This window comes from Micromonospora sp. NPDC001898 (assembly GCF_042891255.1).
Taxonomy (GTDB): Bacteria; Actinomycetota; Actinomycetes; order Mycobacteriales; family Micromonosporaceae; genus Micromonospora.
Genome location: NZ_JBIATC010000003.1, coordinates 33558 through 55726 on the forward strand (window position 1 = coordinate 33558; position 22169 = coordinate 55726).

Annotated in this window: 21 protein-coding genes and 1 pseudogene; 12 read left to right on the plus strand and 10 right to left on the minus strand. The window is 72.8% G+C overall.

Translation table 11 applies throughout. The features are described from left to right. Positions 1–112 precede the first annotated feature (112 nt). The 6 genes from ACFYZF_RS08145 to ACFYZF_RS08170 all read left to right on the plus strand — a co-directional run bounded on the left by ACFYZF_RS08145 (position 113) and on the right by ACFYZF_RS08170 (position 5666). Positions 113–961, plus strand: coding sequence for a MaoC/PaaZ C-terminal domain-containing protein (locus ACFYZF_RS08145; RefSeq protein WP_387018346.1), 849 nt, complete (start codon positions 113–115; stop codon positions 959–961). 94 nt (positions 962–1055) lie between these two features. Then, the gene (locus ACFYZF_RS08150; RefSeq protein WP_387017193.1) at positions 1056–1808 is read left to right on the plus strand and encodes an NUDIX domain-containing protein; all 753 of its coding nucleotides are present in this window, start codon (positions 1056–1058) and stop codon (positions 1806–1808) included. Then, positions 1805–2779, plus strand: a complete 975-nt coding sequence (locus ACFYZF_RS08155; RefSeq protein ID WP_387017195.1) for a serine/threonine protein kinase — start codon at positions 1805–1807, stop codon at positions 2777–2779. Before ACFYZF_RS08150 ends, ACFYZF_RS08155 begins: the two co-directional genes overlap by 4 nt. A 10-nt stretch (positions 2780–2789) precedes the next feature. Beyond that, positions 2790–3755 (plus strand): hypothetical protein, encoded by a 966-nt coding sequence (locus ACFYZF_RS08160; RefSeq protein ID WP_387017197.1) that lies wholly within the window; start codon positions 2790–2792, stop codon positions 3753–3755. Beyond that, positions 3752–5005, plus strand: coding sequence for an adenylosuccinate synthetase (locus tag ACFYZF_RS08165; RefSeq protein ID WP_387017199.1), 1254 nt, complete (start codon positions 3752–3754; stop codon positions 5003–5005). Before ACFYZF_RS08160 ends, ACFYZF_RS08165 begins: the two co-directional genes overlap by 4 nt. Positions 5006–5048: 43 nt before the next feature. Further along, a complete protein-coding gene (locus ACFYZF_RS08170) occupies positions 5049–5666 on the plus strand; it encodes a DedA family protein (RefSeq protein WP_350880531.1) in 618 nt (205 codons plus the stop codon). Between the two features lie 138 nt (positions 5667–5804). Here the strand turns inward: ACFYZF_RS08170 and ACFYZF_RS08175 are convergent, their stop codons facing one another. From ACFYZF_RS08175 to ACFYZF_RS08195, 5 genes are all read right to left on the minus strand, one after another. Beyond that, a complete protein-coding gene (locus ACFYZF_RS08175; protein ID WP_387017201.1) occupies positions 5805–6737 on the minus strand; it encodes a SpoIID/LytB domain-containing protein in 933 nt (310 codons plus the stop codon). Positions 6738–6819: 82 nt separating this feature from the next. After that, a complete protein-coding gene (locus ACFYZF_RS08180) occupies positions 6820–7602 on the minus strand; it encodes a peptidase inhibitor family I36 protein (RefSeq protein WP_387017203.1) in 783 nt (260 codons plus the stop codon). A 53-nt stretch (positions 7603–7655) separates the two neighbouring features. Continuing rightward, positions 7656–8519 (minus strand): peptidoglycan-binding protein, encoded by an 864-nt coding sequence (locus ACFYZF_RS08185; protein WP_387017204.1) that lies wholly within the window; start codon positions 8517–8519, stop codon positions 7656–7658. Between the two features lie 264 nt (positions 8520–8783). Further along, positions 8784–9818: an NBR1-Ig-like domain-containing protein gene (locus ACFYZF_RS08190; RefSeq protein ID WP_387017206.1), complete on the minus strand. Its 1035-nt coding sequence runs from the start codon at positions 9816–9818 to the stop codon at positions 8784–8786. A gap of 310 nt (positions 9819–10128) precedes the next feature. Beyond that, complete coding sequence (locus tag ACFYZF_RS08195) at positions 10129–10767, minus strand: TetR/AcrR family transcriptional regulator (protein ID WP_387017208.1); 639 nt, start codon at positions 10765–10767, stop codon at positions 10129–10131. An 88-nt stretch (positions 10768–10855) separates the two neighbouring features. Here ACFYZF_RS08195 and ACFYZF_RS08200 point away from each other — a divergent pair, with 88 nt between their 5' ends. From ACFYZF_RS08200 to ACFYZF_RS08220, 5 genes and pseudogenes are all read left to right on the plus strand, one after another. Further along, positions 10856–11308 (plus strand): SCP2 sterol-binding domain-containing protein, encoded by a 453-nt coding sequence (locus ACFYZF_RS08200; RefSeq protein WP_387017210.1) that lies wholly within the window; start codon positions 10856–10858, stop codon positions 11306–11308. Between the two features lies 1 nt (position 11309). Then, positions 11310–12524, plus strand: coding sequence for an acyl-CoA dehydrogenase family protein (locus ACFYZF_RS08205; RefSeq protein WP_387017211.1), 1215 nt, complete (start codon positions 11310–11312; stop codon positions 12522–12524). Between the two features lie 210 nt (positions 12525–12734). Further along, positions 12735–14297 (plus strand): AMP-binding protein, encoded by a 1563-nt coding sequence (locus ACFYZF_RS08210; protein ID WP_387017213.1) that lies wholly within the window; start codon positions 12735–12737, stop codon positions 14295–14297. A 96-nt stretch (positions 14298–14393) separates the two neighbouring features. Further along, a pseudogene (locus ACFYZF_RS08215) lies at positions 14394–14684 on the plus strand (hypothetical protein); the annotation flags it as partial. Beyond that, positions 14581–15822 carry a serine hydrolase gene (locus tag ACFYZF_RS08220; RefSeq protein ID WP_387018349.1) on the plus strand — a complete coding sequence of 414 codons (1242 nt, stop codon included), beginning with the start codon at positions 14581–14583 and terminating at the stop codon, positions 15820–15822. The pseudogene ACFYZF_RS08215 and the gene ACFYZF_RS08220, both read left to right, overlap by 104 nt. A gap of 50 nt (positions 15823–15872) precedes the next feature. Here ACFYZF_RS08220 and ACFYZF_RS08225 read toward each other — a convergent pair whose 3' ends face one another. The 5 genes from ACFYZF_RS08225 to ACFYZF_RS08245 form a co-directional block, all read right to left on the minus strand. After that, entirely contained in the window at positions 15873–16721 is an 849-nt protein-coding gene (locus ACFYZF_RS08225) for a hypothetical protein (protein ID WP_387017214.1), read from the minus strand. Further along, positions 16714–17232, minus strand: coding sequence for a SigE family RNA polymerase sigma factor (locus ACFYZF_RS08230; protein WP_387017216.1), 519 nt, complete (start codon positions 17230–17232; stop codon positions 16714–16716). Before ACFYZF_RS08230 ends, ACFYZF_RS08225 begins: the two co-directional genes overlap by 8 nt. A gap of 58 nt (positions 17233–17290) precedes the next feature. Continuing rightward, entirely contained in the window at positions 17291–18550 is a 1260-nt protein-coding gene (purD, locus tag ACFYZF_RS08235) for a phosphoribosylamine--glycine ligase (protein WP_387017218.1), read from the minus strand. Between the two features lie 91 nt (positions 18551–18641). Next, positions 18642–19628 (minus strand): type IV toxin-antitoxin system AbiEi family antitoxin domain-containing protein, encoded by a 987-nt coding sequence (locus tag ACFYZF_RS08240; protein ID WP_387017220.1) that lies wholly within the window; start codon positions 19626–19628, stop codon positions 18642–18644. A gap of 129 nt (positions 19629–19757) precedes the next feature. Then, the gene (locus ACFYZF_RS08245; protein ID WP_387017222.1) at positions 19758–21047 is read right to left on the minus strand and encodes an adenylosuccinate synthase; all 1290 of its coding nucleotides are present in this window, start codon (positions 21045–21047) and stop codon (positions 19758–19760) included. A 122-nt stretch (positions 21048–21169) separates the two neighbouring features. Between ACFYZF_RS08245 and ACFYZF_RS08250 the strand changes: the two genes are divergently transcribed. After that, on the plus strand, positions 21170–22168 hold the full coding sequence (locus tag ACFYZF_RS08250; protein ID WP_387017223.1) for a hypothetical protein: 999 nt from the start codon (positions 21170–21172) through the stop codon (positions 22166–22168). Position 22169 lies beyond the last annotated feature (1 nt).

Consider the following 22169-nt stretch of genomic DNA (forward strand, 5'->3'; position numbering starts at 1 on the left):
CGACCGGGGCGACCGGGGCGACCGGGGCGACCGGGGCGACCGGGGCGACCGGGGCGACCGGGGCGACCGGGGCGACCGGGGCGACCGGGGCGACCGGGGCGACCGGGCGATCATGGAGCTACCCCGGTTGCCGCAGGCCGGTCCGCTGTACCGGCGTGCCCTGCTCGGGGCCCTGCCCGGGGCCGGCCGCCGGCGCGGCGACGTGCTGTCCGGGGTCGAGCTGACCGTTGCCGGGGTCTCCGTCGACCGGGCGCACCTGGCCGACTACGACCGGGTCTGCGGGTTCCGGCTGACCGACCGGCTGCCGGCGACGTACCCGCACGTCATGGGCTTCCCGCTGGCGCTGCGGCTGATGACCGCTCCGGAGTTCCCGATGCCGCTGGTCGGCCTGGTGCACGTGGCCAACCGGATCACCGTGCACCGGCCCGTCGGGTCCGGCGAGACGCTGGGCTTCCGGGCGTACGCCGAGGATCTGCGCCCGCACGACCGGGGCCGGCAGGTCGACGTGGTGCTCGTCGGGTCGGTCGGCGGGGAGGAGGTGTGGCGGGGCGTCTCGACGTACCTCGGCAGGGAGCGCACGGCCGGCGGCGGCGAGCGGCGCGACCGGGGCGAGCGGCCCCCGGCGCCGGCCGCCACCGCGCACTGGCGGGTGACGCCCCGGGTGGGCACCGACTACGCCCGGGTCTCCGGCGACCACAACCCGATCCACACCTCCCGGCTCGGGGCGCGGCTGTTCGGCTTCCCGCGCCCGATCGCGCACGGCATGTGGAGCAAGGCGCGCTGCCTGGCCGCCCTGGAGAGCCGGCTGCCGGACGCGTACACGGTCGACGTGGCGTTCAAGCTGCCGGTGCCGCTGCCGTCCACGGTGGCCCTCAGCGCCACCGCCGACGGCGCGGCCTGGGCGTTCGCGCTGCACGACGCGCGTACCGGCCGCCCGCACCTGGCGGGCGCCGTCCGCTGACCGTCCACCCCGGCCGAGCCGGGGGCTTGCTGTTCACTCTTTCGTGGGCTAGGTTGTTCTCACATCGAGTTATTCTCAGAATGAGAGAGAAGACGTGAACGAGCAGGAGTTCCTTGCCGCCTACGACCCGCGGGACCATCCGGCCGTCGCCGTGACCGTGGACGTGGTCGCGCTGACCATTCGCGAGGGCACGCTGCACCTGCTGCTCGTCCGCCGGGGCGCGCCGCCCTTCGAGGGCCACTGGGCGCTGCCCGGCGGCTTCGTCCAACCCGACGAGGACCTGACCGCCGGGGCCCGCCGCGAGCTGACCGAGGAGACCGGGCTCGGCGGCGAGCGGCTGCACCGGATCCACCTGGAGCAGCTCGCCAGCTACGGCGCCCCCGACCGGGACCCCCGGATGCGGGTCGTCTCGGTGGCCCACCTCGCGTTCGCCCCCGACCTGCCGAACCCGGCCGCCGGCAGCGACGTCGACGAGGCGCTCTGGCTGCCGGTCAGCGCGCTGGCCAGCCGGCAGCTCGCCTTCGACCACGCTCGGGTCATCGAGGACGGGCTGGAGCGGGCGCGGTCCAAGCTGGAGTACACCCCGCTGGCCACCCGCTTCCTGGACGCCGAGTTCACCGTCACCGAGCTGCGCGCCGTCTACGAAACGGTCTGGGGGCACCCGCTGCACCCGGGCAACTTCCACCGCAAGGTGCTCTCCGTGCCGGGCTTCGTGGAGAGCACCGGCGCCAGCACCGAGCGCGGCGGCACCCGCGGCGGCCCGCGCGCCAAGCTCTACCGCGCCGGCGACGCCCGGTTGCTGCACCCGGCGCTGCTGCGCCCGGCCCGGGAGGAGACGGTGCGATGAGGACCGACGAGGCCATCCGGCTGGTCGCGACGGCCCGCACCGACGCCGACCTGTTCGGCGCCGACGCGCCGGCACACCGGTACCGCGAACTGGTCGCGGCCCTGCACCCCGATCGGCTGGGCGCGCTCGACGAGGCGGTACGCGCCGAGGCCACCGACGCGTTCGTGCGGGTCACCACCCGCTGGCGGGCCAGCCAGGTGTTCGTCCTCGGGGCGTACCGGCTCGGCCCGCTCGCCCACACCGGCGACCTGGCCGACCTGTACGACGTCGCGGCGGACCAGCTGCTCAAGTTGCCCCGTAACCCCACCGACAACGACCTGATGGCCCGCGAGGCGCACGCGCTGCGCACCGTCGCGGAACGGGGCGACCCGCGCTACCTGCCGTACGTGCCCCGGCTCGTCGACTCCTTCCGGCACCGGGACGCGGCGACCGGCGCGCAGCGGCAGATCAGCGTGCTGGCCACCGCGCCCGGCCTGCACAGCCTGGACGAGGTGCGCCGGGCGTACCCGGACGGGCTGGACGCCCGGGACGCGGCCTGGATGTGGCGGCGGCTACTGGTCGCCCTCGGCCTGGCCCACCGGGCCGGCGTGGTGCACGGCGCGGTGCTGCCCCGGCACGTGCTGATCGATCCCGACGGGCACGGCGTGGTGCTCGTGGACTGGTGCTTCTCGGTGGTCGGCGAGGGCGCGGTCCCGGCGCTGGTGCCCGGCCACGAGGACTGGTACCCGCCCGAGGTCGCCGCGAAGCGGCCCTGCGGGCCGGGCACCGACCTGGCGATGGCCGCCCGCTGCATGACGTGGCTGATGGGCGACCGCGCCCCGCGCGAGCTGCGGGCCTTCGCCGACGGCTGCCGCCGCCCGGCCCTGAACTCCCGGCCCGACGACGCCTGGCGACTGCTCGGCGAGCTGGACGAGGTGCTGGAGCGGCTCTACGGGCCGCGCACCTTCCGACCCTTCACCCTCACCCCCTAAGGAGGCTGCCATGGGCAGTGGAATGTGGTCCACCGACGTGTACGACGCCGCCGACCGGTACCGCCGGACCACCGGCAAGAGCGCGTTCTCCTACAGCGACAGCGGGGCGCGCACCGTGCACCCCGCCCTCGACCCGCGCGGTGCGATGCGGGAGAGCCGCGACTCGGTCGAGCACCCGCAGTCGACGGCCATCTCGGTGCTGTTCGACGTGACCGGCTCGATGGGGCACGTCCCGCGCACCCTCCAGACCAAGCTGCCGCAGCTGCTCGGGCTGCTGCTGCGCCAGGGGTACGCCCGCGACCCGCAGATCATGTTCGGCGCGATCGGTGACGCCACCTGCGACCGGGTGCCGTTGCAGATCGGCCAGTTCGAGTCGGACAACCGGATGGACGACGACCTCGGCCGGATCGTGCTGGAGGGCGGCGGTGGCGGCCAGATGACGGAGTCGTACGAGTTGGCCATGTACTACATGGCCCGGCACACGGTGACCGACTGCTGGGAGAAGCGGGGCCGGCGCGGCTACCTGTTCGTCATCGGCGACGAGCTGGCCTACCCCAGAGTCGACCGGCGGCAGGTGAGCCGCCTGATCGGCGACGACCTGGGCGAGGATGTGCCGCTGCGGCAGATCGTCGACGAGGTGACCCGGTGCTGGGACACGTACTACCTGCTCCCCGCCGGCAGTCACTACGCCGGCAACGCCAAGGTGCTGGACTTCTGGCGCGACCTGCTGGGGCAGAACGCCGTCGTGCTGGACGACCTGGACGCCGTCTGCGAGACCATCGCGCTGACCGTCGGCCTCGGCGAGCAGGCCGTCGACCTGGACCAGGGCCTGGCTGACCTGAAGCGGGCCGGCTCGACGGCCACCGGCACGGTGTCCAAGGCGCTGGCCCGGCTCCGCGGCGGCGCGCGGGACCAGGTGTGCGCGTTGCCGGCCCCGTCGGCGCCGCCGTCGACCCGGGGGGTCACCCGGCTGTGAACCACGTGGCGGTGGTTGACCTCGGCTACGGCGACGCCGGCAAGGGCACCGTCGTGGACTGGCTGTGCGAGACGCGGCCGGTCCACACGGTGGTCCGCTTCAACGGGGGCGCGCAGGCGGCGCACAACGTCGTCCTGCGCGACGGCCGGCACCACACGTTCGCGCAGTTCGGGGCGGGAACGTTCCGCCCCGGGGTGCGGACCCACCTGGCGCGGCACGTGGTGGTGGACCCGCTGGCCCTGGCCGCCGAGGCCGACCACCTCGCCTCGGTGGGGGTGCCCGACGCGCTCGACCGGCTCACGGTCGACGGGGAGGCGCTGCTGGCGACCCCGTACCACCGGGCCGCGAACCGGGCCCGGGAGCTGGCCCGGGGAGCCGACCGGCACGGCTCCTGCGGGCTGGGGGTGGGCGAGACCGTCGCGTACGGCCTCGCCCACCCCGACTCCGCGCCACGGGTGGCGGACTGCCGCGCCCCGGCCGTGCTGCGCCGACGGCTCGCCGCGCTGCGGGACCGGCTGACCGCCGAACTCGGCCCGCTCGACGCCCCACCGGTGGAGGACTGCCTGCCCGCGTTCACCGGGTTCGCCGAACGGGTGGCGATCGTCGACCGGGCGTACCTGGCCGGGGTGCTGCGCGCCGGGACCTGCGTCTTCGAGGGGGCGCAGGGGGTGCTGCTCGACGAGTGGCACGGCTTCCACCCGTACACGACGTGGAGCACCACCACGTTCGCCAACGCCGACGCCCTGCTCGCCGAGGCGGGTCAGCCCGGCGGGGCCGAGCGGCTGGGCGTGCTGCGCATCGCCACCACCCGGCACGGCCCCGGTCCACTGGTCACCGAGGATCCGGCGCTGCCGCTGGCCGACCCGCGCAACCCGACCAACCCGTGGCAGGGTCGGTTCCGGTTCGGCCACTTCGACGCGGTCGCCCACCGGTACGCCCTGGCGGTGGCCGGCGGGGTCGACGGCCTCGCGCTCACCCACCTCGACCTGGCGGACCGGGGGCTGCGGATCTGCCGCCGCTACGACATCGCCGACCGGCTGGAGCCCGGCCCGCCCGGCGACCTGGACCGCCAGGCCGCGCTCACCGCCCGCCTGCTGGCGGCCCGCCCGGTGTACGACGACGGCCCGCCGGCCGACTGGCCCTCGGCGGTGCAGGAGGCGCTCGGCGTGCCGGTGGTGCTCACCTCCCACTCGCCCACCGCCGAGGGAAAGGCGGTAAGGAAGGGCACCTTGTTGACGCCTTTTGTATAGGAAGGGCCCCTTCCTGACGGTGCGGCGGCAGAGCATGAAGGGCATGCAGTCGGTGCTCGACCTGCTCCACGACACGGTCACCTCGCCGTGGGTCTATCTGGTGATCTTCCTGGTCACCGCAGTGGATGCCGTCTTCCCGGCGGTCCCCGGCGAGACGGTCGTGGTCACCGCCGGGGTCTTCGCGGCGAGCGGGCAACCCGACCTGACCGCCGTGATCGTGGTGGCGGCGGTCGGCGCGCTGGCCGGCGACAACCTGTCGTACGCCATCGGCCGGGGCGGCGGCGCGCACCGGCTGGCCCGGCTGCCTGCGGAGAGCCGCCGACGGAGCGGATCGGAGTGGGCCCGCCGGGCGGTGGACCGGCGCGGCGGCGTCATCCTCATGACCGCCCGGTACGTGCCCGGCGGGCGCACGGCCGTGACCCTGACGATGGGCGCCGTGCGGTACCCGCTGCGGTCGTTCCTGCTCTTCGACGCCCTGGCCGCCGGCTCCTGGGCGGTCTACTGCGGGCTGCTCGGCTACTTCGGCGGGCTGGCCTTCGAACGGAATCCCGTCGCGGGTGTGCTGGCGGGCGTCGGGCTGTCGTTCGCGATCACCGGGCTGCTGGAGGCGATCCGCCAGCTGCGGCGCCGCGCCCACCGCCGCGCCGCCGGCCGGAGTTGAACGACAACGGTGGCCCGGTGGTGACGGTCGGCTGACGTGGGTCAGCCGGCCGAGCACGGGTGGCGCCGTAACGGGCCGCAGCCACGAGCGCGCCGCCCGTCGCGGATCTGCGGCGGGCGGCGCGGTTCGCGCGTGACGTCAGGAGACAACCACGTTGCTGTAGTAGTAGTGCAGAATCGCCTGGTAGTTGTTGCCCGCGTTCGCGAGATCACGCGAGCCGTACTGCGACATCCAGTCCCCGGTCACCCAGCCACCGCACGCGGTCGTGGTCGCGCAGTAGTGCGCCCGCAGGATGTTGCCGCTCCGGGTCATCCGGGTCGACCAGGTGCTGTCCACCGCGGAGGACGTCGACGCCTGCGCCGACGACGGCCGGTAGACCTGGTCGGCGGTGTCGTCACGGACGTCGTAGCACTGTCCGCCGGGGGTCTTCCGGGTCGAGTGCAGCGCCCAGTACCAGCCGTAGCTCTTGACGGCTACGGCACCGGCCTGCAGCGAGGCGTTCGGCCAGCTCGTCACCCACTCGTTCGGGAGGACGTTCTTGACGTACGTCTTGAAGTCGACCCGGTCGACTCGCCCGAGACCCACCCGGTAGACGAGGATGGTGCTCGGCAGCGTGCTGTTGGTGCCGTCGGTGGTGCAGCCCGTCGGCCCGCCCGTGCCCAGCAGCTCGTGCGAGGCGTTGTTGTTCTTCAGCGTGGCGTTGAGGTTGCCCTCCGCCCCGGCCGCGAAGTCCTGGCTCGCACCGGCGAAGTTGCTGTTGAAGTAGACCCGCACCGTCTTGCCCGTACGGTTCCACACCGACGCGGCGTTGTTCTTCACGCACACGCCCTGCCCGTTGCCCGCACCCTTGAACTCGTAGCACGACGGCTGGGTCGTGCCGTAGTCCCCGAGCGAATCAGTGAAGTCCGAGATCGAACCAGCCTGGTCGCTGTTGTAGTAGTAGCAGAACTCGCCGCTGTCACAGGCCCCGTCGCGGCCGGCGGCGGACGCCGCGCCCGGTGCCACCGCGATGCCGGCGAGCACCACCACCAGGACGGCCAGAATGCCCGGAACTCTTCTCAGGATGGTCATTCGTCGCCGCCGATCAGACGTGGAGCATGTGCTGGAAGTTGGCCTGGGCGCTGCTCAGGTGCACGTGCGAGCGCATGCCGGGTCACCAGCCGCTCGGGACGTAGGCCCAGCCCAGGTAGTCCGACCGCGACCGGAACGAGTTGGTCTGGTAGACGCTCGGTCCGGTGCTGATGGCGCTGTTGCCGCCGATCGAGAGCATGACGTGCCCGGCATACGTGGTGGACGTGAAGAACACCGCCGCTCCGGCAGGCGGCACCGAGCCGGTGTGGATACGCCCGTTGCTCTTCTGCCAGTTGTAGTGCGTGAGCGCCGTGGCGAACCGGCCGCTGGTGCCGAACGCCCGCTCGACGAACAGCTCGCACTGGTTGTTCCAGTCGGTGTGCCCGAGCCGGGCCCTCGCGAACGCGACAGCCTCGGCCGCGCGCGGGTCGGCCGGGTAGGTGCCGCCGTCGGAGCCGCCGATGTCGTGCGAGGCGTTGTTGTTCTTCAGCGTGGCGTTGAGGTTGCCCTCCGCCCCGGCCGCGAAGTCCTGGCTCGCACCGGCGAAGTTGCTGTTGAAGTAGACCCGCACCGTCTTGCCCGTACGGTTCCACACCGACGCGGCGTTGTTCTTCACGCACACGCCCTGCCCGTTGCCCGCACCCTTGAACTCGTAGCACGACGGCTGGGTCGTGCCGTAGTCCCCGAGCGAATCAGTGAAGTCCGAGATCGAACCAGCCTGGTCGCTGTTGTAGTAGTAGCAGAACTCGCCGCTGTCACAGACCCCGTCCCGGGCCGCCGCCGACGCCGGCGAGGCGACGCTGAGGATGGAGGTGGTCATGGCGAGCGCGGCGCCGACGACGGCGAGACTCTTGCGGATGTTCATGGTGTCCTCTCCTGGACGGTGAGCGATGGTTGGTGGATCGGGTCGGATGCGGGTCACTGCCCGCGCTGGTACTGCTCCCAGGTTCTGATCGGGATCCGGGGGCCGTCGTCCGGGCCACGGTTGGCCAGGCCGTTCATGCCGAGGTAGTAGTCGCCGGCCTGGTGCTGCGCCTGGCTGGACAGGTCCGTGTCGTTGATCGCCACGGCGTGGATGTGCCACGGCCAGTCACCCTGACTCGGGTTACGGACCCAGGCTGCGAAGCCGACCTGGCGTAGAGCCCGGACGACGGCGGTGCGCGTGGCCGCGGTCATGCCGGTGACCGCGATGTCCACCACGCCCCCGCCGTCGTGCGTACCGGCCGAGGTCGGGTCGCCCCCGACGTTGTACGAGCCCTGCTCGAGCACCAGGGTGTGACCGAGCAGACGCTGCGCCTCGGCCAGCATCGCCTGGGTACGGGCGTCGACGACGTACCCGTCTCGCTGGACCCTCGTGCCCGGGCCGATCGTGTTGCCGACGGTGTACCGGTTCTGCCCGAGCTTCGTCAGCGACGTCGTGCCGGGCAGCCCGTTCGCGGCCAGGCCGGTGTAGCCGAGCGAGCGCTGGTAGGCCGCGTACGCCGAGATGGTCTCGGTGCCGAAGTAGCCGTCGACCCACTGCGCGTTCAGCAGGTTCTGGGCTTGGAGCGCCTTCTCGACGGCGAGCACGGAACTCTTCGCGCCCGGCGTCAGTGTGTCGTCGGCACGACGGGGGTCGATCTGGGCGGCCAGGACGGTGGCCTCCATGTCCACGACAGGCCGCCCGGCCGTGGTGACGGTCCGCTGCGCTGTGGCGCCGGATGTCGCGGCCCGCGCATGGGCCGGAACGCCGCTGGCCACGCAGAGGGCGGCGAGCCCGACGGCTAACCAGGGAAGGCGCATGGTCGATCCTCCTCGTAGGTAGTGAGTCGCGTTCGGAACGAACATCACTCTGCGAGAAGGAATCTGCTGTTCGGTACCCCCGCTGTCCTGTCAGATCCGCGGGTACGTCATCGACCTCGGCGAATTCAGTGTTGTCAGCTTGGGTGCCGCCAGGGACTTACATCGAACATGCGCACTCTGACACCGGTCGGGGCGAGCCGGAACGCAGGAAATCGACCGGGTCGGCGGCTCGGCGGGCCTGACCGCGGTTGCCGCCAGCCGCAGTCAGGCGGTGACGTTGACCATGAAGTAGATCGGCCGGCGGGTGGGAAAGTAGGCCTGCCCGTGCTCGTCTACTATCTTCCAGCCGACCCAGCACTTCCCGGGGCGGCTCGGGGCGGTGACCGGAACGCTGATCATCACCTGCTCGCCGGGCGGCGTGTCGCCGATCGCCACCCGATCCGGCACCTGGCAACCGTCATCGTCACCGGTGGGGTTCATCCGCGCCAGGAAGCGGTTGTGCCAAGCGACCGATCCCACGTTCGCGAGCGCCCACACCTTCACGAAGTGGGCGTTCACCTTCACCCGCGTACCGTCGGGAATGGTGACGTCGGCGACGAACTGGCTGGAGTCCCCGGGAATCAACGCGTCCGAGAACGCTGCCGATGACGGCGACGCCGCCACGGCGCCCGAGCCGTCCGGGGACGACAGGCTGCGGACGGTGACGCCCAGGACCGCGACCACCGCCACCGCCACGACGACGGCGAGCCACCGCAACCGGTGTCGTCGCGCGCCCGTGACCTCGTCCTCCGCCGCTGACGGATGCTCTGCGGCCCGCAGCGCGCGTTGGCCCACCGGCACGAGGTCCGAAGACGCGGCGACGCCGGGCACGGCGGGCCTACCGGCCGCCGGAATGTCCACGGCGTGGGACGTCTCGGCGGCCACGACGCCGGACGTCATCGTGTCCAGGGTGCCCCGAGTTTCGACCGCGGCCGAGGAATCGGTGCTGACCGGCATCAGGTCGCCGTCCGGGACGGAGTGTCCCGCCCCCGGGCTCTGCGCGTCCTCCCATCGGCGCCGCCACTGGACCTCGTCCGCCTCGCAAGCCCGGACGAACTCGCGCGTGGTCTCCCACGAGGGAAACCTGGTCCCGGCGGCAGCCTCGTGCAGCGTCGTGTGCGAGATGCGGCCCGACCGCCCAGCCATCTTCCGGAATGACGGGTTGCCCACGCCGGTTCGCAGTGTTCGCAACTGTTCGGCGAATCTCTCGGCGGCCATGCCGTCCTGAATCGACTCGGCGGCAGCACGCTGGTCTTCCATTCATCCCCCATGTCAGACGCCGTCGTCACGTGTTGTCAGAGCGATGCAAGAGGTACCGAACGGGCCTCGACGGCCATCATCATCATGGATGACGATACCGGGCGCGACGGTCCCGGTACATTGAAGGACGTCACGGCTCAATCGCCGCCCACCGAGCCTCGGTCAGGTCGTCCTCGCCGCCTGTCGATCACCGACACGCCGAGGCGGGATCAGACGATCTCCACTTTCTGAAACACGGCCCAGTTCCGTCGAATAACAAACTCGCACTCTGGACGGGCGGAACTCGGCCACCGAAAAGCCGCCCGCCGGGCTACTGCTGGGGCGGACGCCAGGTGCTGCCGCGCAGGAGTTGGTCGGCGCCGAGCCAGGCGACGTTCATCATCCGGGTGGCGGTCTTCTCCGGGTCGGCCTCCGGGTGGTCGGCGAGCCAGTCGGCGAGCGACTCGCTCGCGCCGACCAGGGCGTACGCGACGACCTCCAGGTCCGTTGCGCTCACCTCGCGCCCCCGGGCGCGCAGCGCGTGGTCGAGCATCCCGGCGACCACCTCCACGAGCCGGGCCCGCATGGCGGCCAGTTCCCCGGCGAACGGCTGCGAGCCCCGGGCCTGCCGGTAGAGCACCGCCCAGCCGTCCCGGTACGCCCCGACGAAGCCGAAGAACGCGCGCAGCCCGCGCCAGAGCCGCTCGTCGGCGTCCAGGTCAGGGGCGGCGGCACCGGCGATCGCCTCCGTCATCCGGGTGCCCTCGCGGTGCAGGCAGGCGACGAAGAGCTCCTCCTTGGTGCCGAGGTACGCGTAGACCATGGGCTTGGAGATGCCGGCGGCCTCGGCGATCTCGTCCATGCTGGCCGCGTGGAAGCCGCGCCGGGAGAAGACCCGGACGGCCGCGTCGAGCATCTGCTGCTCGCGTACGGCCCGGGGCAGGCGCTTGAACGTGGGGGTGCTGGACACCTTGCGAGCATACCTACTCGTGCGTAAGGTTACGCTTGAGTAACCATACTTCGGTAACCATCTTCGCCGTCCGAGAGGTGCATCTCCCATGACCGACTTCGACCCGGCCAACTTCGCCAACTACGGCCCGAAGGAGTTCGCCCAACTGGTCAAGTCCACCCCTGACGACAAGATCGCCGAGGTGATGTCCGGCGACCTGCGCGGCAAGGTCCTGAGCGAGGTCTTCGGCCGGATGCCCTCGCTGTTCCGCGCCGACCGGGCCGGCACCACCAACGCGGTGATCCACTGGAACATCACCGGCCGCCCCGACGGTGGCACCGACACGTACGAGATCGCCATCGCCGACGGCGCCTGCGTGGTCAACGAGACCCCGCAGCACGACCCGAAGCTGAGCCTCACCATGGGACCGGTCGAGTTCCTGAAGATCGTCTCCGGCGGGGCCAACCCCGTCATGATGTTCATGACGGGCAAGCTGAAGGCCAAGGGCGACCTGGGCCTGGCCGCCAACATCGCCAACCTGTTCGACATCCCCAAGGGCTGACATGGCCGAGTTCTCGCTCGACCTGAACGAGGAACAGCGGGACCTGCGGGACTGGGTGCACGGCTTCGCCGCCGAGGTCGTGCGCCCGGCCGCCGCCGAGTGGGACGAACGGGAAGAGACCCCCTGGCCCGTCATCCAGGAGGCGGCGAAAGTCGGCCTGTACGGCTTCGAGTTCCTCGCCACCTGCTGGGCCGACCCCACCGGCCTGTCCCTCCCGATCGCCAGCGAAGAGCTCTTCTGGGGCGACGCCGGCATCGGCCTGGGCATCTTCGGCACCTCCCTCGCGGTGGCCGCCATCTACGGCGCGGGCACCCCCGACCAGCTCGTCGAGTGGGTCCCGCAGTGCTTCGGCGACGTCGACTCACCCGCCGTCGCGGCGTTCTGCACCACCGAGCCGGAGGCCGGCTCCGACGTCGGCGCGATGCGCACCCGGGCCGTCTACGACGAGGCCACCGACGAATGGGTGCTGCGCGGGCAGAAGGCGTACGCCACCAACGGCGGGATCGCCGGGGTGCACGTCGTCACCGCCTCGATCGACCCGACGCTCGGCTCACGCGGCCAGGCCGCGTTCGTCGTACCGCCGGGCACCGCCGGGTTGAGCGCCACCCGGAAGCTGCGCAAGCTGGGGCTGCGCGCCTCGCACACGGCGGACGTCTTCCTCGACGACGTCCGGGTGCCGGGCCGCTGCCTGCTCGGCGGGCGGGAGGCCCTGCTGGAACGGCTCGACCGGGCCCGCTCCGGCCGGCGCGCCTCCGGCCAGGCCGCGATGCGCACCTTCGAGCTGTCCCGGCCAACCGTCGGCGCGCAGGCGCTCGGCGTGGCCCGGGCCGCCTACGAGTACGCCCTCGACTACGCGAAGAACCGGGTCCAGTTCGGTCGGCCGATCATCGAGAACCAGGCCGTCGCGTTCGCGCTGGCCGACATGAGGATGGAGATCGACGCGGCCCGGCTGCTGGTCTGGCGGGCGTCCTGGATGGGCCGCAACAACCGCCCGTTCACCGCCGGCGAGGGCTCGATGTCCAAGCTCAAGGCTGGAGAGGTGGCCGTGTCGGTCACCGAGAAGGCGGTCCAGTTGCTCGGCGGGGCCGGCTTCCTGCGGGACCACCCGGTCGAGCGCTGGTACCGGGACGCGAAGATCTACACCATCTTCGAGGGCACCTCGGAGATCCAGCGGCTGGTCATCTCCCGGGCCATCTCCGGCTTGCACATCCGCTGACCAGCCGCCGCAGCGGCCTCGCACCACCACGCGCGACCACCGCGCCGGTGCCCTCTCCGCCGAGGGCGCCGGCGCGGTGGGGACCGGTACCGGAGGGGCCCGCGTGCAGGGCGTGGCCGGCCCCCCAGCAACACCGGCGGCACAGGACCGACCAGACACGCCCGGCGAGGAGCCCCAGGCGGGGCCCCGCACCTCCGAAGGAGGCCGTGCATGGACCTGCCGTTCGTCGTCGCCACGCTGACCCGGCGCGGGCTGCTCACCCCGGGCCGGCCGACCCGGATCGCCTCCCAGCTCGGCGCGCTGCGCAGGTGGGGTTGGGGCCTCGCCGGCGAGCTGCGCCAGGCCGCCGCCCGGGAACCGGGCCGCACCGCCATCGTCGACGAGCTGGGCGCCGAACTGACGTACCGGAACCTGCTGGACCGGGCCGAGCGGCTGGCGAAGTCGCTACGCGGCGTGCTCGGCGTCCAGGCCGGGGACCGGATCGGGCTACTCTGCCGCAACCACCACGGGCTGATCGAGGCCATGGTCGCCACCACCCTGCTCGGCGCGGACGCGGTGCTGGTCAACTCCGGGCTCTCCGCCGCGCAGCTCGCCACCGTCGCCGAGGAGCAGTCGCTCAAGGTCCTGGTGCACGACGCCGAGTTCGCCGACCGGCTCCCCGGCCTCCCCGCCGAGCTGCACCGGGTCGACGAGGCCCGGCTGGAAGAGCTGGTCACGTGGGCGCAGCCCGGCGACCTCCGGCCGCCGCCGCGCGACGGCCGGACCATCGTGCTCACCTCCGGCACCACCGGCGCGCCCAAGGGGGCCCGCCGACCCACCCCGCACGGATTCGGCCCGCTGGTGTCCATCATCGACCGCATCCCGCTGCACGTCCGGCACACCGTGCTGATCGCCGCGCCGCTGTTCCACACCTGGGGGTACGCCGCCCTCCAGGTCTGCTTCGCCCTGCGGGCGACCATCGTGCTGCACCGCCGCTTCGACCCGGCCGCCACGCTGGACGCGCTGGCGGCGCAGCGCTGCGACGCCATGTTCGCGGTGCCGGTGATGGTGCAGCGGCTGATGGAGGTGCCCCCGCCCGGCCGGAAGCCGCCGCTGAAGGTGGTCGCGGTCAGCGGTTCCGCGCTGCCCGGCGGGCTCGCCACGAGTTTCATGGACGCCTACGGCGACGTCCTCTACAACCTGTACGGCTCCACCGAGGTCTCCTGGGCGGCCATCGCGGTCCCCGCCGACCTACGACGGGCCCCCACCACCGCCGGCCGGCCGCCGCACGGCACCCGGCTACGGATCCTCGACGAGCAGGGGCGGCAGGTCCCCGACGGCCAGGTCGGCCGGATCTTCGTGGGCAACGAGATGCTGTTCGAGGGCTACACCTCGGGGGCGGGGCGGGAGAGCCGGGACGGGCTGCTGGACACCGGGGACCTCGGCCGGGTCGGCGTCGACGGGCTCCTCTTCGTCGACGGGCGGGCCGACGACATGATCGTCTCCGGCGGGGAGAACGTCTTCCCGTCCGAGGTGGAGGACCTGATCGCCCGGCTCCCCCAGGTCCGGGAGGCTGCCGTGATCGGCGTGCCGGACCCGGAGTACGGCCAGCAACTGGCCGCGTTCCTCGCCCTGCACCCCGGCGAGACGCTGGACCCGGAGGCGGTCCGCGAGTACGTCCGGCACTACCTGGCCCGGTTCTCCGTGCCCCGGGACGTGGTCTTCGTGAAGTACCTGCCGCGCAACGCCACCGGCAAGGTGCTCGGCCGCGAGCTGCGCCGCTACTACGGCTGACGGGCTCTCCCCCGGCCGCGCCACCAGGGCGGCTCAGGGTCTCTCCCCCGGCCGTCGACCGGGCACACCAGGGGCTCAACCGAGTCGCTGGCCGGGGTGCGCCGGGGGACTGTCCCGGATGCCCCGGGCTCTCCCGGCGGGCAGGCTCGACAGCATGAAGATCACGAATCGCCGGACCGTCCTCGTCGCCACGGCGCTCGGCGCCCTGCTGGCCGTCACCGCCCCCGGCGCGGTCACCGCCGCCCCGCGCACCGCCGCCGCCCCCGGCTCCGGCTCCGCCGCCATGGCTGCCGGCTCCGTGGCCGCCAGCTCCACCGCCGTGACCCCCGCCGCCGTGGCGTCCGGCTCCGTGGCGTCCGGCTCCGTGGCGTCCGGCTCCGTGGCGTCCGGCTCCGTGGCGTCCGGCTCCGTGGCGTCCGGCTCCGTGGGCACCGGGACGGCGGCGCTCGGCCGGGGCGGCGCCGGCTGCCGGCCCGGCACCCTCGACCCCGGACCTCTCCGGGCGGCGATCGCCGGCCTACCGAGCGCCGACGCCACCAGCGCCCAGGTGCGGATCACCACCCCGGAGGGCTGCTGGACGGGCACCAACGGCGTACGGGACCTGCGGGCCCAGGCCCCGGTGCCGCCGCACGCGCGGTTCCGGGTGGGCAGCGCCACCAAGGTCTTCACCGCCGCCCTGGTGCTCCAGCTCGCCGCCGAGGGGCGGGTCGACCTCAACGGGCCGGTGCAGGGGTACCTGCCCGGCCTGCTACCCGCCGACTACCCGACCGTGACCGTCCGCCAGCTGCTCGACCACACCAGCGGCATCCCCAGCCCGACGATGCCGGGCGGCGTCGAGTGGCAGCTCGCCCACCGGTACGACCGGTGGACCCCGGAACAGATCGTCCGGCGTGGGCTGGACAACGGTCGTAGGTTCGAGCCCGGAGAGAAGCAGCACTACACCAACATGGGCTACATCGTCGCCGGCCTGCTGATCGAGAAGGTCACCGGCCACTCGTACGAGGCTGAGCTGGACCGGCGGATCGCCCGGCCGCTCGGCCTGCGGGACACGTACGCGCCGGGCGACGACCCGCGCATCCGCGGCCCGCACGCGCACGGCTACCAGGCCGTGGTGCGCGGCGGGGTGACCGAGCTGGTGGACGCGACCACCTGGAGCCAGACCTTCACCCCGGCCTCCGGGGACGTCATCTCCAGCCTCGCCGACCTGGACACCTTCATCACGGCGCTGTTCACCGGCCGGGTGGTGCCGGAGCCGCAGCTCACCGAGATGTTCACCCTCCCGCAGGTGGACGACGTCGAGGGCGGGCCGGCCCGGTACAGCGCCGGGCTGACCGCCATGCCGCTGCCGAACGGCGAGACCCTGTGGGCCAAGACCGGCTCCCGGTTCGGCTACCTGGCCGCCGTGGCCTCCACCCGGGACGGCCGGTTCCGGGTGGAGTACTCGATCACCGCGACGAACGCCAAGGGCGAGGAGCTGAGCGCCACCGCCCAGGCCGTCATCGGCGCCGCCCTCGGCATGTTCTGACCCACGCCCGCCGATCCGTCCCGACGGCCCCGGCCGACCCGACCCACGGTTCACGGGTACACGGTCAGGCCGGGTGCCCGGGCGATCGCGGCGAGCTGTTCCACGGTGAGCAGGAGCTCGTCGGCGGTCTTCGAGCTCTGCATCTGTTTGCCGACCACTTCATTCCGGAAGTTGTTGGTGACGGCGAGCACCGAGGTGCCGTCCGGCCGCAGCAGCATCACCCACAGCTGCCGCTGACCCGGCCCCTCGACCATGCTGCTGACCACGGCGGCCGAACCGTCCGGGTAGTCGATGACCTCGCAGTTGCCCCGAGCGAACGCGCGCCGGCAGTCCGGCACGGCCGACTCCGTGGCCGTCGGACTCACCTGGAGCAGGAACAAGCCGTGCTCCTTGCCCCGCCGGACCGTCCCGTCCACCGTGTACTGCCGGTAGCTGGGGTGGTACGTGAACTGCGGCTCGGAGCAGCCCTTCAGCGCCGGGGCGATCCGCACCCCGGAGGGCAGCAGGGCCGGCAGCGCGTCCCTGAGCGCCCCGGTCAGTCGGGCGACCCCGTCCCCGGGTGCCTCCGTCGGCCGGGCACGGACCGTGTCGTGCGACTGCAGGGGCGGCAGGGGCCCGCTGGCCTTCGGGGTCACCCCGGCGCACAGTAGCTCGGGGGCCGAAGGGGACGCGGTGGGTAGGCCGAACGCCGGCAGGGTGCTCGCGCGGGGCGGGCCCCCGGCCGCCAGCGCCGGTACCACCGCCACCGCGGCGACGGCAGCCGCGACGCCGATGCCGCTCCACGCCCACGAGCGGTGCCGGCGATGCCGCCGCTCGGCGCTGATCAGGTGCTCCACGTCGATCCGGGTCGCTGGCGCGTCAGCCACGGCGGCGTGCAGTTGGGCCGTGATCTCATCCATCGGCGCGTACCCCCTCGTGGGTGGCCGGCACGCCGACGAGGCGGCCCCGCAGCGCCTCGATGGCCCGCGCGGCCTGACTCTTCACAGTTCCGGTGGTGCAGCCCAGTTCCCGGGCCGTCTCCTCGACCGAGAGGTCGCAGAAATAGCGCAGCACCAGGACGGCCCGCCGGCGGGCCGGCAGCTCGGCCAGCAGGGCGAGGACGGTCAGCCGGTCGGCGGCCCCGTCGGTCGCCGACCGCGCCGCGCCGTCCGGCACGTCCGCCCAGGCGGCCTCCCGCCGCCACGGCCGACGCCGTTCGTCCAGCCAGACCCGCAGCAGGACACGCCGGACGTACGCGTCCGGGTTGTCCATCGCGGAGACCCGTCGCCAGTGTCGCAACAGCCGGACCAGCGCCATCGACACCAGGTCGTCCGCCGTGTGCCAGTCGCCGCAGAGCAGGTACGCCGTGCGGCGCAACGGCTCCAGCCTCGAAGCGACGTACTCGCGGTAGCCCTCGATGTCGGCAGGCAATCCGCCACCCCCTCACCTCACCCGTCAAACGGAGGTGAGAAGGGCGGGGGTTGCCCGGTCAGCGGGGAATTGTGATCCGACCGTCGACCGCCGCGGCGGCGATGTCGGTGCGGTGGTGCGAGCCGGCCAGCCCGATGCCGCCGACCAGCGCGTACGCGGCGTCCCGCGCGGCGGCGAGGGTGGGGCCGGTGGCCGTACCGCAGAGGACCCGGCCGCCCGCGGAGAGCAACGCGCCGTCGGCGGGCCGACGGGCGGTGCCCGCGTGGATCATGCCCGGACGGTCGGCGCCGGTGATCACGTCGCCGGTGCGCGGGGTGCCCGGGTAGTTGTCGGCGGCCACCACCACGGTCACCGCTGCGCCGTCGCGCCAGCGCAGCGGCGGATGGTCGGCCAGGGTGCCGGTGGCGGCGGCGTGCAGCAGGCCGCCGAGTGGTGTCTCCAGCAGAGCGAGGACGACCTGGGTCTCCGGGTCACCGAAACGGGCGTTGAACTCGATCACCCGAGGGCCGGCGGCGGTCATCGCCAGGCCCACGTAGAGCAGCCCGGCGAACGGGGTGCCCCGGCGGCGCATCTCGGCCAGGGTGGGGTGGACGACGTCGGCCATCACCTCGTCGACCAGGCCGGACGGCGTCCAGGGCAGCGGTGCGTACGCCCCCATGCCGCCGGTGTTCGGGCCGGCGTCGCCGTCGCCGACCCGCTTGAAGTCCTGCGCCGGCAACAGCGGCACCGCCGCCTCGCCGTCGGTGACCACGAAGAGGGAGACCTCGGGGCCGGCCAGGTACTCCTCGACGACGACCCGGCCGCACTCGGCGGCGTGCGCCAGCGCGGCGGCCCGGTCGTCGGTGACGACGACCCCCTTGCCTGCGGCCAGCCTGTCGTTCTTCACCACGTACGGCGGGCCGAACTCGTCCAGCGCGGCGGCGGTGGACGCCTCGTCCGCGCAGGTGTACGCCCGGGCGGTCGGCACGCCTGCGGCGGTCATCACGTCCTTGGCGAACGTCTTCGAGCCCTCCAGCCGGGCGGCCTCGGCGGACGGCCCGAACGCGGCGATGCCCTTGGCACGCACGGCGTCGGCAACCCCGGCCACCAGCGGTGCCTCGGGCCCGATCACCACCAGGTCGACGCCGGTCTCCACGGCCAGCGCGGCGACTGCGGCGGGATCGGCGACATCCACCGCCCGCAGCTCGGCAACCCCGGCCACCCCGGCGATCCCGGGATTACCGGGCGCGGCGATCAGCCCTTCGACGGACGGATCCGCGCAAAGTCCGACCGCGAGCGCATGCTCCCGCCCCCCACCACCCAAAAGAAGTACCCGCACGACCCGGAATCCTACCCACCCCCTCTCCCCCTCCCGTTGATCATGAAGTTGTTGTCGGCCGCCCGGCGTGTCGCGGGCGACAACTTCATGATCACCGGAGGGGGGCGCCCCTGAGCGCCTGGCGGACGGCCCAGGGGATGTAGTCGGGACGCAGGGTGTCCGACCAGGTGAAACGCAGGACCCGCCAGCCCGCGTTGATCAGTCGGTTCTGGCGTCGACGGTCGGCGTAGACCGCCTGAGGACCGCTGTGCGGCTCCCGCCCGTCGGCCTCGGCGATCAGACGCCCGGCACGCCAGCCGAGGTCACCGATCCCGAGCAGGTAACCGTCGGCGTCACGCACCTCCAACTGGAGCACCTCGGGCGGCACCCCGCCGTCGACGCAGCGCAGCCTCGTCCGGGTCTCCAGCGGCGACTGCGCCCGACCGTCCGCCTCGGTGAGGTGGAGTCGGGCCGAGACCGCTCCCCGCCTCCCCCGGATCATGGGCGGGATCAGGCGCAACTCCTCGGGCCCGAGGAGTCCTCGGTTCAGCGCGGAGTCGAGCAGGGACACGGCGGCGTAGCGGTCCTCACGGAGGATGAGGTCGGAGACGGTACGCAGGGGCCCGGTCGCCGCGATCCCCCCGACCGAGCCGAGCTGACCCGGCGCGATCACCAACTGGTGGACGACCACCTCGGGATGCGCGGCGCGGGCCGGCCTGGCGACCGCCCCGGGCACGGACAGGTGTATCGCGTCGGACCGGGGCAGCCCCGCGATCCGGTGCAGCTCGGCGGCGGTCCCGAGGACGGCGGCTGCGCCTGGGCCGAAGGACGCCACCGCCGCCCTGATCCGGGCCGCCCGGGGGACGCCGTCGTACAGGTCGGCGTCCACGAGGTAACCGCCTCGCGCGATCGCCCGCCACCGCCCCGAGCGGCACAACCGTTGCACCTCGTGCACGGTGAGACCGGCGGCACGCGCCTGCGCCAACGTCACGACGCCGTCCTGCGCAGCGGCAACCCGCCGCACCACCCCCACCGCATCCACGAAACCAGATTCCCGCCCCGCCCCGGACCCCGAAACCCCCTGTGGAAAACCACCCACCCCGCTGTGGAAAACCCCGCCACCCGCCTGCGTTGATCATGAAGTTATTGCCGCGACACGCCGAGATGTCGGGCAATAACTTCATGATCAACGGGGGTGGTTGGGGGGTGGGGAGGGGGCGGGTGGGGGTTAGGGGAGGAGGGGGTGGCGGGTTACGTTTTCCTCGCGGCCGGGGCCTACGCCTACGACGCTGACTCGGGTGCCGCAGATCTCCTCGATGCGGGCGATGTAGCGTCTCGCGTTCTCCGGGAGGTCGGCCTCGGTCCTCGCCTTGGTGATGTCCTCCCACCAGCCGTCGTGCTCCTCGTAGATCGGCGTGGCGTGGTGGAACTCGGTCTGCGTCATCGGCATGTCGTCGAAGCGCTCGCCGTTGATCTCGTACCCGACGCAGAGCGGGACCTTCGGCAGGCCGGTGAGCACGTCCAGCTTGGTGATCACCAGGTCGGTGACGCCGTTGAGGCGGCAGGCGTATCGGGCAACGACGGCGTCGAACCAGCCGCAGCGGCGCTCCCGGCCGGTGGTCGTGCCGTACTCGTGGCCGACCTTGCGCAGGTGCTGACCGTTGTCGTCGAACAGCTCGGTCGGGAACGGGCCGGAACCCACCCGGGTGGTGTACGCCTTGCTCACCGCGATGACCTTGTTGATCGCGGTCGGCGGGATGCCGGCGCCCACGCACGCCCCGCCCGCCGTCGGGTTCGACGAGGTCACGAAGGGATACGTGCCGTGGTCCATGTCGAGCATGGTGGCCTGGGCGCCCTCCAGCAGGACCGTCTCGCCCCGGTCGAGGGCGTCCCAGAGCATCACCCGGGTCTCGGCGATGTACGGCTTGAGCCGCTCGGCGTACTCCAGGTACTCCTCGACGGTCGCCTCGACGTCGATCGCCTTGCGGTTGTACACCTTGAACAGGATCTGGTTCTTCTCGCGCAGTGCGAGTTCCAGCTTCTTGCGCAGGATGCCCGGGTCGAGCAGGTCCTGAAGCCGGATACCCATCCGGGCGACCTTGTCCCCGTACGCCGGGCCGATGCCCCGGCCGGTGGTGCCGATCCGGGAGCTGCCGAGGTAGCGCTCCACCACCAGGTCCAAGGCCCGGTGGTGCGGCATGATCAGGTGCGCGTCGCCGGAGATCCGAAGCCGGGACACGTCCACCCCGCGCTCGGCGAGGCCGTCGATCTCGGTCAGCAACACCTTCGGGTCGACCACCACACCGTTGCCGATGATGATCATCGCGCTCGGTGAGAGCGCGCCGGACGGCATCAGGTGCAGCGCGTACTTCTGCCCGTCAGGGGTGATCACCGTATGGCCGGCGTTGTTGCCGCCGGAGTAGCGCACTACGTAGTCGACCCGCTCACCCAGCAGGTCGGTAACCTTGCCCTTGCCCTCATCGCCCCATTGAGCACCGAGGAGCACGATCGCTGGCATCTTTTCCGCCTCCAGAAGGCTCGGGTGCCAGGTGGCGACCGGTCGGCGAGCCCGGGGTGTCAGGCTAACAAGAGGTCACGTCGGGTCCGGCAGGGGTTCGTCGAGAGTCAGGAGAATCTTTCGTGTACGACGTGGTGCTGCTCACCCTCGGCTCGGAGCGGGACGCTCCCGGCGGGGGCTGCGGCGGCGGCGGGGCCTGCTGCGGTGACACCACCGGGGACGCCCCCGAGCGGGCCGGGGAACGGTGCGAAACCCCCCGCGTACCGGTGCTGGCCTGCGCGGACGCGCTGACCGCCCGGGGTGCCCGGGTGGAGACAGTCACCGCATGCTCGGACGCGGAGATCGACGAGGTGCTGGCGCGGCTCGACGGCCCACCCCGCCCCGACGGGCTCACCTGGCCGGATCCCGACTCGAAGACCCGGCTGGTCGTCGCCACGGCGAGCGACAGCCAGTTGCGGGCCGTCGTGCGCCGGCTCGTCCGGCGGTACGCCCCACCGCCCAGCCGCCGCCCCGCCGACCTGCCCGGGAACCGTACGGTGCCGGACCTGCCGCCGGTGGGCGTACTCCCGCTCGACCCGGCCAGGGGCGGCGGGCAGCGTGACCTGGCGGCGCAGCTCGGGCTGCCGCGCGACCCGGTGGCCGTGGCCGCCGCGATCCTGGACGGCACCCCCCGCCGGCTCGACCTGCTGCGAAACGACGGCGGCTCGGTGACGCTGGACGGGGCGCTGCTCGGCGCCGCCGACGAGGCCGGCCGGCCGCTGCACTGGCGGGGCCGGATCGAGGTCGACGACGTCGTGCTCTCGGCGGGCGACGACCCCCTCCTGGCCTGCGCCATCGGCAACGCGGGCGGATACGCCCAGCTCGACGGCCTTCCCCTGCTCACCGCCGGGGACCCGACGGACGGCGTGGTCGAGGTGGCGGTGGCCGTTCCCGTGGTGACCCGCTCGACGTTGGGCAGGAAGCGGATGCGGTTCGAGGTACGCCGGGCGCGAGGGCGCGCGGTGGCCGTCATCCCACGCGACGAGCGGGTGCCCTACCTCGACGACGGGGTCGAGGGAGAACTGAGCCGGAAGCGGTCGTGGTGGACCGAGCCGGGCGCCTGGGCGGTCTGGACGGCCTGAA